At 59.8% G+C, this 12,868-nt stretch carries 14 protein-coding genes; 8 read left to right on the top strand and 6 right to left on the bottom strand.

The window, feature by feature from the left end; all coding sequences use genetic code 11:
- Positions 1–158 precede the first annotated feature (158 nt).
- From tal to HX899_RS05820, 8 genes are all read left to right on the top strand, one after another.
- Positions 159–1,124, top strand: coding sequence for a transaldolase (gene tal / locus HX899_RS05855; RefSeq protein ID WP_181291827.1), 966 nt, complete (start codon positions 159–161; stop codon positions 1,122–1,124).
- Between the two features lie 364 nt (positions 1,125–1,488).
- On the top strand, positions 1,489–2,157 hold the full coding sequence (locus HX899_RS05850; protein ID WP_138333213.1) for a DUF1345 domain-containing protein: 669 nt from the start codon (positions 1,489–1,491) through the stop codon (positions 2,155–2,157).
- 48 nt (positions 2,158–2,205) lie between these two features.
- The gene (locus tag HX899_RS05845; protein WP_138390644.1) at positions 2,206–2,655 is read left to right on the top strand and encodes a DoxX family protein; all 450 of its coding nucleotides are present in this window, start codon (positions 2,206–2,208) and stop codon (positions 2,653–2,655) included.
- A 136-nt stretch (positions 2,656–2,791) separates the two neighbouring features.
- Positions 2,792–3,283 carry a hypothetical protein gene (locus HX899_RS05840; RefSeq protein WP_138390619.1) on the top strand — a complete coding sequence of 164 codons (492 nt, stop codon included), beginning with the start codon at positions 2,792–2,794 and terminating at the stop codon, positions 3,281–3,283.
- Positions 3,284–3,477: 194 nt separating this feature from the next.
- Complete coding sequence (locus HX899_RS35555; protein WP_138333540.1) at positions 3,478–3,756, top strand: hypothetical protein; 279 nt, start codon at positions 3,478–3,480, stop codon at positions 3,754–3,756.
- A 202-nt stretch (positions 3,757–3,958) separates the two neighbouring features.
- On the top strand, positions 3,959–4,699 hold the full coding sequence (locus tag HX899_RS05830; protein ID WP_181291826.1) for a response regulator: 741 nt from the start codon (positions 3,959–3,961) through the stop codon (positions 4,697–4,699).
- A complete protein-coding gene (locus HX899_RS05825) occupies positions 4,696–6,072 on the top strand; it encodes a HAMP domain-containing sensor histidine kinase (protein ID WP_138333221.1) in 1,377 nt (458 codons plus the stop codon). Before HX899_RS05830 ends, HX899_RS05825 begins: the two co-directional genes overlap by 4 nt.
- A 166-nt stretch (positions 6,073–6,238) precedes the next feature.
- Entirely contained in the window at positions 6,239–6,898 is a 660-nt protein-coding gene (locus HX899_RS05820) for a DUF3313 domain-containing protein (protein ID WP_210259077.1), read from the top strand.
- A 78-nt stretch (positions 6,899–6,976) separates the two neighbouring features.
- Here HX899_RS05820 and HX899_RS05815 read toward each other — a convergent pair whose 3' ends face one another.
- The 6 genes from HX899_RS05815 to HX899_RS05790 all read right to left on the bottom strand — a co-directional run bounded on the left by HX899_RS05815 (position 6,977) and on the right by HX899_RS05790 (position 12,863).
- A complete protein-coding gene (locus tag HX899_RS05815; protein ID WP_003552965.1) occupies positions 6,977–7,150 on the bottom strand; it encodes a DUF1328 domain-containing protein in 174 nt (57 codons plus the stop codon).
- A gap of 150 nt (positions 7,151–7,300) precedes the next feature.
- Positions 7,301–8,728, bottom strand: a complete 1,428-nt coding sequence (locus tag HX899_RS05810; RefSeq protein WP_181291825.1) for a gamma-aminobutyraldehyde dehydrogenase — start codon at positions 8,726–8,728, stop codon at positions 7,301–7,303.
- A 13-nt stretch (positions 8,729–8,741) separates the two neighbouring features.
- Positions 8,742–9,554 carry an ABC transporter permease gene (locus HX899_RS05805; protein WP_181291824.1) on the bottom strand — a complete coding sequence of 271 codons (813 nt, stop codon included), beginning with the start codon at positions 9,552–9,554 and terminating at the stop codon, positions 8,742–8,744.
- Positions 9,544–10,506: an ABC transporter permease gene (locus HX899_RS05800; RefSeq protein WP_181291823.1), complete on the bottom strand. Its 963-nt coding sequence runs from the start codon at positions 10,504–10,506 to the stop codon at positions 9,544–9,546. The genes HX899_RS05805 and HX899_RS05800 overlap by 11 nt, the downstream gene beginning before the upstream one ends.
- Positions 10,503–11,489 (bottom strand): ABC transporter ATP-binding protein, encoded by a 987-nt coding sequence (locus tag HX899_RS05795; protein ID WP_181291822.1) that lies wholly within the window; start codon positions 11,487–11,489, stop codon positions 10,503–10,505. Before HX899_RS05795 ends, HX899_RS05800 begins: the two co-directional genes overlap by 4 nt.
- 213 nt (positions 11,490–11,702) lie before the next feature.
- Complete coding sequence (locus HX899_RS05790) at positions 11,703–12,863, bottom strand: ABC transporter substrate-binding protein (RefSeq protein WP_138333229.1); 1,161 nt, start codon at positions 12,861–12,863, stop codon at positions 11,703–11,705.
- Positions 12,864–12,868 lie beyond the last annotated feature (5 nt).

Genomic DNA, 12,868 nt, shown 5'->3' with positions numbered 1-12,868 from the left:
CGCGGCCGGAACACGGCCACTGTCCTTCACGTTTATGAATCATCCGTGACGGATGCGCGCATTTTCGCCTGCAGCATGCAAACAACCTGTCGGTAGATCACCTTTGCCCGGCGGAACTCGCGCCGGTCGCAGCCCAAGTTCAACAAGGATTATTGACCATGACATCCAAGCTTGACCAACTTCGCGAGATTACCACCGTGGTCGCCGATACCGGCGACATCGAAGCCGTCGCCCGCCTGAAGCCGGTCGATTGCACGACGAACCCGAGCATCGTGCTCAAGGCTCTCGGCACGCCGATGTTTGCCGACGCCATCAAGGAAGCCGTCGCCTGGGGCAAGAAGCAGGGCGGTAATCCGGAAACCGTTTCTTCCGCCGTCGCCGATCGTCTGGCCATCTCCGTCGGTGCAGCCCTGGTGAAGCTCGTTCCGGGCCGCGTCTCGACCGAAGTCGACGCCGATCTTTCCTTCGATACCGAGGCTTCGCTTGCCAAGGCGCGCGCCATCATCGCCGCCTACAAGGATCGCGGCATCGGCCAGGACCGCATCCTCATCAAGCTCGCTTCCACCTGGGAAGGCATCCGCGCCGCGGAAGTGCTGCAGAAGGAAGGCATCGACTGCAACCTGACGCTTCTTTTCAGCAAGGCCCAGGCGATCGCCTGCGCCGACGCCAAGGTGTTCCTGATCTCGCCCTTCGTCGGCCGCATCCTCGACTGGTACAAGAAGTCGACCGGCAAGGAGTTCACCCCTGAGGAAGATCCGGGCGTCATCTCCGTCCGTGAAATCTACAACTACTACAAGACGAACGACATCAAGACGATCGTCATGGGCGCCTCCTTCCGCAGCGCCGGCGAAATCGAAGCCCTTGCCGGCTGCGACCGCCTGACCATCAGCCCGAACCTGCTCGACGAACTCGCCAAGGATAACGGCAAGCTGGAGCGCAAGCTCTCGCCGGAGAGCCGCAAGCCGGATCCGAAGGTCTCCGTCGACGAGAAGACCTTCCGCTGGATGATGAACGAAGACGCGATGGCAACGGAAAAACTCGCCGAAGGCATCCGCGCCTTCGCCAAGGATCTCGGAACGTTGCGCACCATGGTGCAGAAGGAACTGCAGCTCGCCGCCGCCTGATAAGGCTCGGCATACAATTAGAGCCTTTCCGGGTTAGATTGCAGCATTCTGTTGGCTCAAACGGAGTCGGATGGTCGACCGGCCGGCGCGTGTCGTAGCCCGGCTCTACGGCCAAGCCGGCCGGTCGATCAGCCGGCCCGTTTCAGCCAACCCGAAGGGCCGGGCATCTTTCCGCCAGGATCAAAGGCGATCGGCTCGGACTTATCTTGGGGTATGCCCTTCGCCAATCGCCTTTGCCCTGACGAAAACCTGCTCCGGCAGAATGCTGCAATCTAACCCGGAAAGGCTCTAAAGGCGCGGCTGCCGGCTGGCAGGCGCGCCTTTTTCATGCTGTTATCCAGGGCATATGCTGTCGGAGACCGATATGGCGGATGAGGAACGGGCAAATTCGCTTGCGGCATTTGCCTACAAGCATGCGAGCTTCATCATCGCCGTTGTCGCCGGACTGGTGGTCTTCTTGGCGCTCACCTCGCGCGAAGTCAGCGCCGGCAATATCCTGTTCGGCTGGAATGTCAGCGCCGGCGTTTTTGTCGCGCTCAGTTGGCGCAAGATGCTGCGGGCGACGGTTGAAAGCATCCGGAAACGCTCGGCGGATCTCGACTTCTCCGACACCGTCCTGCTGGCTCTGTCGATCGGTGCCGCACTTGCCAGCATTGCCGGGATCGGCCTCGAGCTTCATTCGATCAAGGAGGCGGCACCTGATGTCGCGCTGGCGCGGGCAGGTGTTGCGGTTCTGACGATCCTGATCTCCTGGATCTTCCTGCATACGCTCTTCACCATCCACTATGCCCATTATTTCTATGGCGGGGCGGACGAGGAGGGTGGCCTCAAGTTTCCCGACGAGATCGAAGAACCCGGCTACTGGGATTTCCTCTATTTCTCCTTCACCATCGGTGTTGCCGCACAGACGGCGGATGTCGCGGTCAGTTCGACCAGCATGCGCAAGCTGACGCTGCTGCATGCCGTGCTGTCGTTTCTGTTCAATACGACGATCCTGGCGCTTGCGATCAATGTCGGGGCGAGCCTGCTATAATGCATCTTGCCGAAGCGGGCTAACCACCTGCTCTTCAAACCGGAGGATATGATGGAAAGCGCCTCAAACCGGCCCCGATTGGCCGATCTCATTCTTCTCATCGGCAGGCTTCTGCTGTCGCTGATCTTCCTGCACGAAGCTTGGTCGCTCGCTGCAGATATCACGGCGACTTTCGACATTTTCGCAAAACTGGGGCTGTCGGCGCCGCTGGCGCTTGCCACCATTGCCCTTCAGATCGGCGCCGGCCTTTCGGTTGCGACAGGCTTTCTCAGCCGGCTTGGTGCATTGGCGCTGGCGCTCTTCTGCCTGGCGACCGCCTTGCTCTTTCACACGAATTTAGCGAGCCAGAACGAACTGCTGCATTTCGAGAAGGACCTGGCGATTGCCGGCGGCATGTTCGTGCTGGCGGTTTCGGGTGCGGGATCGATATCGATCGACAAGCTGCTGAGAAAGCGAACGAGCAAAATGCCTCCCTGGCTCAGGGCGGTGTTGTCGTGAATGCCCCCGAAATTCGAAGGTCTTCGGCGCTGAATTTGATGAATTTCGCGGACGCTCCGTGGCGCAATAAAACCGAATAAAACCGAACAAACAGAAGCGTCGATGCGGGCTACACTTTTGGCGACAGGTCAGGAGTGTGCCAGTGATGTCTTCCGCGCAAAGCAATCAGCAAAAGCCAATTCTCGTCTTTCTCGGAGAAGACGCTGCCTGCGATATCGTCTCGAAATTGAATGAGAACGGATATGTCGCGGCGGCTGTGTCCTCGGTGCCGGAACTTTTCGACGCCTTGCGTTCGGACCGATATTTTCTGGCCGTAACGATGCGATCGGATATCGACATGGTCCGAAACATCAAGCCGATACTGGTCATCAATCTGGAGGTGTTCTTCCATACTGTCCAGTCGGCCACGAAGTCCGTCCGCTCCTCGAAGGAGTTCGACAGCGACGCATTTCTGAGAAGGATCGCGGCCCTCACGGAGTCAAGGACAGGCAGGATTAGTGCAGTCCGAAAAGATCCGGCCGCAAACGAGACAGTGATTGCAAGCACGGCGAAGGCATCCCGGTGGCGGGCCGCCACATCTCTTCTGTTAAGTCGCCGCGCCGCGCCTGGCGCAGAACGGGCCGATTAGACGTGGGCGCATTCTCATCCCCGACGGACCGGTCTTCACCCGGCTCAGATCCCCATGACCGCGCCCCGTCTCTCCGGCTGTCCACGCTGCGCAACGTTCTGGACGGATCCTATGGGCATCTTTCTGCCGGGTTTCTTCAGCTTGAAACCGTCGTTCCGAAACCAGAACTTCTTACTTGGTGCGGGTGTCTTTTGATCTTTCAGTTGCTCGGGGCAGCGTCAGCAAGCGGATATATCATCACGGCGTTATTCTTGCTCGTGGCGCTCGGTCGGTTCACCAGAAACATCCTCGATAGACTGACCGCACGGCTGCCGAAGCGCTCGGCATTGAAGCATTACACGACTGCGATCGTCTCTCTGGTGTTCTTTTGCCTGCTCGTCGTTCGGATGTGTTTCATCGCCACCGTCATCATCGACAGCGCCATCCAAGGTGACCATGTGGAAGTCAGCGGTGACCTCGAAAGGCAGTTTTGACGGCGGACTCCGTGTCTGAAATCCCGCAACATATCTCAACATTATCGAATATAGCATTGCACGATACTTGATATCCTGAAGGCGGAGCCGTGTCGGTGCGGCGACAGATCGTGTGGTGGTGACAGGGGCCGAGGCCGCCTGACCGAGACACGGTGAAACGTGGTAATTTCGCGCCGAGAGACATCTTCCCGCTAGAGAACGAATGACGATGGCATATGAAATGGCAGTTCCGAATCAGGCTCATCTCCTCATCGTCGAAGACGATCCCGCCATCGCGGATATGCTGGTGGATCTTGTCCGAAGCAGCGGCTTCGAGGCCTCGTCGGTGGAAAGCGGCGCGGCTATGGATCGAATGATGGCGCGACAGCAATTCGATCTCATCGTCCTCGATGCGATGTTGCAGGGCGAGGACGGTTTTAGCATCTGCAGGCGGCTTCGTGCGTCGTGCTCGGTGCCAATCCTGATGCTGACGGCGCTCCAGGAGGATATCGACCGCATTCTCGGCCTGGAGCTCGGAGCCGATGACTATGTCACGAAACCATTCAACTCCCGCGAGCTGCTAGCCCGGATCAAGAGTATTCTCCGCAGAGCTTCATATGCGCATCATCAGGAGGAAGCACTTGGACCCATGTTGTTTTCGGGATGGCGCATCGATCCAAAAAGCCGCCAGCTCCACGACGCGGATGGAGCGCAGGTTTCCATGACAACCGCGGAGTTCGATATCCTCCTGGCCTTCTGCTGCAATCCCAACAAGGTTTTGACGCGCGAACAGCTCTTGTCGATGACACATGCCGGATCGGCGGGGCCGGTCGAGCGCAGCATCGACGCCCACATCAGCCGGGTTAGGCAAAAGATCGAACCAAATCTGAAAGATCCGACCTTCATAAAGACGGTGCGGCTGGGCGGTTATCTCTTCGCATCCAAGGTAGAGCGTCTCTCTTGAGAAATTTTCGGCAAGCTTCGATCCAAAACCAGATCCTCATATTGGCGACCTTCCTTGTCGTGCTCGTTTCCGTGGTGGCGACCGCCATGGAGCCCTATATCTACGGCCGTCATGATCGCGGGTTTCAAAACGGCCTGTTTGCTGCCAGAGCGGCGATGGTCGCGGAGCAATTTGCCCAGGCAGGTTCAGCGCAAGACGAAGTCACCGTTCTCAAGAGAGCAGCGGCACTCGGTGTTGGGGTCGAGAAATTGTCGCTGGAGCAGCCGTTTGCCGGCAAACAGCAGATGGTATCTCCCAGCGAATTGGTGGCGCGTATCAACACAATGCTCGCCGACAATATTTTTGCGGCATTTCATCGCTTCGTCATCGGTCAATCGCACCCGGATGTCCTGACTGTCAGAATTGACGACAAGCGTGCCCTCGTCTTTCAACTGCCGGTTTTTCCAAGCTATGTCTGGTTTGTTCCGGCAGCCGCGAGCGGGTTTTTGAAAATCGTCATCCCATTGGTGCTGCTTGCATATTTCAGCAGCTGGCTTATCACCGAACCTCTGAGGCACTTTGCCGTCGCTGCAAAGCGAGCGAGCATGGAAGGCAGTTGGGAAAAGCCTTTCGAACCGGACGGCGCAGCCGAGATTCGAAGTCTGGCGGAATCGCTGAACGTCATGAGCGATCGAATTCAGAGCATGGCGGAGGATCGAACAAGAATGCTGAGTGGCGTGGGTCATGATCTCAGGACGCCGCTGACGAGATTGCGGATGCGTGCCGAGCGTTCCGGCGAGCCCGAGCTTCGCAGCCTGATGCTGGCCGATATCGCCACCTTGAGTTTCATGATCGACGAGTGCCTGGCCTTTTTCAAAGACGCATCCACTGCGGAGACGGATCGAAAGGTCGATATCTCAAGCCTGCTGCAGACGATTGCGACAGACTTCTCCGACATGGGCGTCGATGCGAGTTTCACCGGTCCGCGGCGACTGGCCTTTGTCTGCAAACCTCAGGCCCTGACGCGGGCAATTACCAATCTGGTCGACAATGCGTCTCGTTATGCAAAGCAAGTCGAAATCGATCTGCAAGAGAGCGACGACGGCGGGATCAAAATATCGGTGGGCGACAACGGCCCTGGTTTGACCGACGAGGCCAAGGCGAAAGTTCTGGAGCCGTTCTTCAAGGTGGACAAATCCCGCCAAATCGGTGCCAAAGGCGGTTCCGGGCTTGGGCTTGGTCTTCCGATCGCTAAAGGAATTGTCACCAAAGCGCACAACGGACAATTGACGTTACTGGACAGGAAGCCAACCGGCTTGGTCGTCGTAATCGATCTTCCCGCGCCTCACGGGATCCAGCCCGGAGGCTCGCCGTCAATCCCTTCGTCACATTGACTTACTGCCCGTCGTGGCGTCGTCACGCATCGCGCTGCCTTCGCAGCAAAAGATGGTTCGCGAACATTTCCGCATATCATAGCAAACACAGCAACATTCGAATTCCATAAAACCGGTGCCAGCAGATCCTATGCCATTCGGCATTTCCAAAGCTGGAGCCAAGTCCTTGATAAAAAATTTGAAAATCGGCGCCGCACTGATGCTCGCCTGTTCGAGCCTTGCCGCATGCACGACCCCTGACCCCACGGTTTATTCCGGACTTGCTTCGGCATCGCAGCTCCAGCCGAACACTGAGGATAGAACCGGCCGCGTGCCGTATCGCTATCAGACGAAAGTCAACTGGAGCCAGTACAACCGGATCATTGTCGATCCCGTTACCGTCTATAACGGTCCTGACAGTCAGTTTGGCAAGGTCTCCGAAAAAGACAAAGCATTTCTTGCCAATTACATGCAGGGTCAATTCACGGAAAAATTGAAGACGCGCTTTGCTGTCGTCAGCACAACCGCTCCGGCAACTCTCAGATTGCATCTGACGCTGACGGGCGCCAAGGCAACGACTGCGGTCCTCGGAACGGTCACGCGCATCGACGTCGCAGGCGGATTGTACAACACCGTCCAGGCCGCTCGCGGCAGAGAAGGTTCGATGACCGGTTCGGTGAATTATGCCGTGGAGATCTATGATGCTGCGAGCAATCGTCTCCTGTCTTCCTATGTCACCAAGCAATATCCCAATGCGATGAATATCGGCGCCAGCTTCACGGCGATGGATGCCTCCATGGTGGGCGTCCGTAAAGGTGCCGATGCTCTGCTAGCCGAGTTGAAATAGGCGATAGGAGCAAAGGGGCTGTGGCGACCACAGACGGAGAGGGTCGCAAGCGCAAGGCACAGCGGCCCCCGCGACCGCTCACAGGATCGCCTGGCCGGCCATCAGCGCAAGGACAAGGAAGATCAGGAAGATCACCAGCGCGATGCCGAAGAGAACGCGTGCAATCGTCGCAGTCGCTGCGGAGACGCCTGAGAAACCGAAGAAGCCGGCGATGATTGAAATCACGAAAAATATCAGAGCCCATTTCAGCATGACATCATCCTTTGCGTTTGCTTGGGAAAGACGCGGTAACCGGGAAAATGTTCCAGGTCGTTTGAATGGAATGGCGATCCGTGTGGAGCACCCTCCCGGTCCTACTGATGGGCATTGCGTTGAATTTCCTAGCCTTGCCTTTCCCGACGATCAGCCGTGATTGATCATCACGTGGCGTACGGCGGTGTAGTCCTCCAGCGCGTAGACCGACATGTCCTTGCCGTAGCCCGACTGTTTGAGGCCGCCATGCGGCATCTCGTTGACCAGCATGAAATGTGTGTTGATCCAGGTGCAGCCATATTGCAGGCGGGCGGCTGTCTTCATGCCGCGGCCGATATCTTTGGTCCAGACAGAGGAGGCCAGGCCGTAGTCGCTATCGTTTGCCCAGGCAACGGCTTCGTCGGCATCGGTAAAGCGGGTGACCGAGACGACCGGGCCGAAGACCTCGCGGCGGACGATCTCGTCGTCTTGCAGGGCGCCCGCGATGACAGTCGGCGTGAAGAAGAAGCCCTTGTCGCCGGAGACCTCGCCGCCGGCGGTGATCTCCATGTGCTTGTGTTCGGAAGCGCGGGCGACGAAGCTTTCGACGCGGTCGCGCTGGCGCTTGGAGATCAACGGGCCGATCTCGTTTTCGGTATCGTCGGCCTGGTTGAAGCGGATGCTCGAGACGGCCGAGGAGAGATCGGCGACGAAATTGTCGTAGACCCTGGCATCGGCATAGATGCGGCAGGCGGCCGTGCAGTCCTGGCCGGCATTGTAATAGCCGAAGGTGCGGATGCCTGCGACGACCGCATCAATATAGGCATCATCGAAGACGATGACCGGGGCCTTGCCGCCGAGTTCCAAGTGGGTGCGCTTGACCGTCTTGGCAGCGGCCTGCAGCACCTTCTTGCCGGTGGCGATATCGCCGGTGATCGAGACCATCCCGACCTTGGCATTGTTGATCAGGGCGTTGCCGACACTTTCACCACGGCCGAGGATGACGTTGACGACGCCTTCGGGGAGGATTTCGGAGAGCAGCTTCGCCATCTTCAGCGACGTCAGCGGCGTCTGCTCCGAAGGCTTGAAGACGACGGTATTGCCGCCGGCGATCGCCGGCGCCAGCTTCCAGGCCATCATCATCAGCGGATAGTTCCACGGTGCGATCGAGCCGATAATGCCGATCGGATCGCGGCGGATCATCGAGGTGTGGCCGGGCAGATATTCGCCTGCCGCCGGTGCGTGCAGGTTGCGCACGGCGCCGGCGAAGAAGCGATAACAATCGACGATCGCCGGGATCTCGTCGTTCAGCACGGCATTGATCGGCTTGCCGCAGTTCAAAGCCTCCAGTGTGGCAAAGCCGGCGGCATCCTTCTCGATCGCATCGGCGATCTTCAATAGGTAGCCGGAACGTTCGCCCGGCGTCGTCTGCGACCAGCTTGTGAAGGCTTTTTCGGCGGCATCGACGGCGGCGTCGACCTGGGAGAGCGAGGCTTCGGCAAGGTCGATCACCGTCTCGCCCGTCTTCGGGTTCAAGATGTGCTCTTCCGTCTCCGTGCCTTTTTCGAAGCGGGAACCGATCAGCATTTGGATATCCATGATGTTCTCCCTGTTATTTGCCGGCGCCGGCGATCTGGTCGCCATCGCGGGTGAGGTAATAGGCTGCCAGGATCGGCAGGAAGGTGACGAGCACGACGACCATGGCGACCACATTGGTGACGGGGCGCTGGCGCGGGCGGATGAGTTCTTCGAGCATCCAGATCGGCAAGGTCGATTGCTGGCCGCCGGTGAAGGTGGTGACGATGACCTCGTCGAAGGACAGCGCGAAGGCAAGCATGCCGCCGGCAAGAAGGGCGGTGCCGATATTCGGCAGGATGACATGGCGGAAGGTCTGGAAGCCGTCGGCGCCGAGATCCATCGAGGCCTCGATCAGCGAGCCGGAGGTGCGGCGGAAGCGGGCGACCGCATTGTTGTAGACGACGACCACGCAGAAAGTGGCGTGGCCGAGCACGATCGTCCAAACCGAAAACGGGATGTCGAACAGGCTGAAGGCGGAGCGGAGCGCAATGCCGGTAATGATGCCGGGAAGGGCGATCGGCAGGATGACCAGCAGCGAGATCGCCTCGCGGCCGAAGAACTTCGTCTGGCTGACGGCCGCCGCACAGAGCGTGCCGAGGACCAGCGCGATCGCCGTGGCGATGACGGCGACCTGTACGGAAAGGCTGAGCGCGGACCAGATGTCCGGCCGGTTCCAGGCGACGGCAAACCATTGCAGGGTCAGCCCGGGCGGCGGCCATTGATAGCTCTTCTCCTCCGTCGTAAAGGCGTAGACGAAGATCAGCAGGATCGGCAGGTGCAGGAAGAGCAGTCCGGCGGCTGCGGCGATCTTCAGGGGCAGTGGCGATCTCTTGAGGTCAGAGCGCATCGAAAGCCCCCAATTTCCTGGCGAGCGACAGATAAAGCGCCATGATGACGATCGGCACGACGGAGAAGGCGGCGGCGAGCGGCACATTGCCTGCCGTTCCCTGCTGGGCATAGACCGCCTGGCCGATGAAGAGCCTGGACGAGCCGATGATCTGCGGGATGATGTAATCACCCAATGTCAGCGAGAAGGTGAAGATCGAACCAGCGACGATGCCGGGAAGCGCTAAGGGCAGGAGCACGGTGCGGAAGGTCTGGCGCGGTGTGGCGCCGAGATCAGCCGAGGCCTCGATCAGGTTGCCGGGCACGCGCTCGAGGGCCGCCTGCGTCGGCAGGATCATATAGGGAAGCCAGATATAGACGAAGACGATGAAGGTGCCGAGGTAGCTGACCGAGAGTGAGTTTCCGCCGATGACGGGCAGGTTCAGCATGGCGTCGAGCAGCCAGGAGAGATGGAGCTTTTCGAAGATCCAGGTGAGGATGCCTTCCTTGGCGAGGATCAGCTTCCAGGCGTAGATCTTGACGAGATAGCTCGACCAGAGCGGCAGCATTACGCCGAGATAGAAGAGCGCCTTCCATTTGCCTTGCGCATAGCGCGCCGCATAATAGGCGATCGGAAAGCCGATCAGGGCGGCAGCGAGGGTCACCAGCGCCGACATCACGAGGGTACGGATGATGATGTCGAAATTAGCCGGATTCAGCAGCTGCGCATAGGTCGAGAGGGTGAATTCGGTATTCACCAGCCCGGAGAAATCGTCGATCGAGAAGAAGCTCTGCAGAAGCAGGGCGATCAGTGAACCGATATAGATGATGCCGAGCCAGAGCAGCGGCGGCGTCAGCATCAGGAAGAGCGGCAGCTTCGGGTGCCGCCAGAAGGCATCCGACAGTTGGCCGAAGAAACCGCCACGCCCCGGAAGGATCGATGTCTTGCCGCCTGACATGGTGAGCGCCGTCATGCCGCATCATCCATGTAGTGGATATCGGCCGGCTGCCAGGCGAGGCGGATGCGGGCGCCGAGATCCGGCACAGGCGCGCCTGCCGGCAGCATGACATGCAGCCGGCTGCCCTTGAGGTCGACGCTGAGACGGGTGGCCGCGCCGAGGAAGCTTGCATTTTCGACTTTCGCCTCGACGCCGTCGCTTGCCAGCCGGATCGCCTCGGGGCGCAGGCTCGCCCAGCGTTTCTCGCCGCCGAGCAAGGCCATCAGCTCAGGCGCGATGACGTTCGACGAGCCGACGAAATCGGCGACGAAGCGGGTCTTCGGGCAGCGGTAGATATCCTGCGGCGTGCCTTGCTGGACGATGTTGCCATCGTTGAAGACGGCGACGCGGTCCGCCATGGACAGCGCCTCGCCCTGATCGTGGGTAACGAAGACAAAGGTGATGCCGAGCGCGCGCTGCAGGCTCTTCAATTCTTCCTGCATCTGCTCGCGCAGCTTCAGGTCGAGCGCGCCGAGCGGCTCATCGAGCAGCAGCACTTTCGGTTTGTTGACGAGCGCGCGGGCGAGCGCCACGCGCTGCCGCTGGCCGCCAGACAGCTGGCCGGGGCGGCGGGCGCCGTAGCCCGGCAGCTTGACGAGCTCGAGGGCATCGCCTGCCGCCTTCATCCGCTCCGCCTTGCCGACGCCCTTGACCATCAGCCCATAGGCAACATTGTCGAGGATATTCAGATGCGGAAAGAGCGCGTAGTCCTGGAACACGGTGTTGACGTTGCGGCGATAGGGCGGAACGCCGTCAGCCGTCTCGCCGAAGATCTGGATATGGCCCGCGGTCGGCTGTTCGAAGCCGGCGATCAATCGCAGGCACGTCGTCTTGCCGGAGCCGGATGGCCCGAGCATGGCAAAGAATTCGCCGGGCGCGATCTCGAGATCGACGCCGTCGACGGCGCGAACCTGGCCGAAATGGCGCGACACCTGCTGGAAACGGACGGCTGACGTCATTGGGGGGCTCCGGCTTCTTTGCTTTTCGAGAGGCTGCGGTCTTGGGTTTATGCGACCCCGCCCCAAACCCCTCCCCACGAGGGGGAGGGGCTTAACCTGCCGTACCCATTTGCAAATACCTTGGTGTTTCGGCAGGATTCGACAGTGCCATTCAAGGCCCTCCCTTGTGGGAACGCGTTGGGGAGGGACTTTACCCAAGTGGACCGGCCCGGTTCACCGTCCGCCGATCACGCCAATATAATCCGACACCCAGCGATGGTACGGCACGCACTCGCTCTGTGTCGTGCATTTGGCGACCGGGGTCTTCCAGAACTTGATCTTGTCGAAGTGATCGAAGCCGTTGGTGGCGCAGCCGCTATCGCCCATCAGCTCGTTGCCCTTGCAGGCGGCGGGAACCGAGGGCACGGCGCCGAACCAGGCGGCAGCATCACCCTGGACCTTGGCCTTCAGCGAATGTTCCATCCACATATAGGCGCAGTTCGGATGTTCGCTGTCGACGTGCAGCATGGTGGTGTCCGCCCAGCCGGTGACGCCTTCATCCGGGAAGGTGGAGGCGATCTTCTGCTTGTCGGCCTGCAGCAGATTCACCTGGAAAGGCCAGGAGCCGGAGGCGACGACGCCTTCGTTCTTGAAGTCGTCGATCTGGATCATTGCATCGTGCCAGTAGCGGGAGACGAGCTTGCGCTGGCCGCGCAACAGGTCGAGGGCGGCCTTGTACTGGTCCTCGTTCAGCTCGTAGGGATCCTTGATGCCGAGATCCGGCTTGTGGGCCATCAGATACATGGCGGCATCGGCGATGTAGATCGCGCCGTCATAGGCCTGGACGCGGCCCTTGTTCGACTTGCCGTCGGGCAGCGTCTGCTCCTCGAAGACGACGTTCCAGCTGGTCGGCGCCTTGTCCTTGAAGGCATCGGTATTGTACATCAGCACGTTCGGCCCCCAGAGATAGGGCACGCCGTAATGCACGCCGCCGACCGTATACCACGGGCCGTTTTGCAGGCGCTCGTCGACGGTCTTGAAGCTCGGGATCAGATCGGTGTTGATCGGCTGGACACGCTTGCCGGCGATGAGGCGGAGCGAGGCGTCGCCCGATGCCGTGACGAGATCGAAGCCACCCTCGTTCATCAGCGACACCATTTCATCCGAGGTGGCGGCGGTCTTGACGGAAACCTTGCAGCCGCTCTCCTTTTCGAAATCGGTGACCCAGTCGTAGTTCTTGTCGGTTTCGCCGCGTTCGATATAGCCGGCCCAGGCGACGATGCTGACCGCACCTTCGCCTTTGCCCAAGGCCTTCAGCGGTTCAGCGGCGATTCCCTGCGTTGCGAAGCTCAGGCAGGCGAGCGCTGCCGTGCAGGATTTCAACAGATTCGTCATCATCC

The sequence above is a fragment of the Rhizobium sp. WYCCWR 11146 genome, from assembly GCF_013591995.1.
Lineage (GTDB): Bacteria > Pseudomonadota > Alphaproteobacteria > Rhizobiales > Rhizobiaceae > Rhizobium > Rhizobium indicum.
This window is presented reverse-complemented; position numbering and strand designations above follow the sequence as displayed.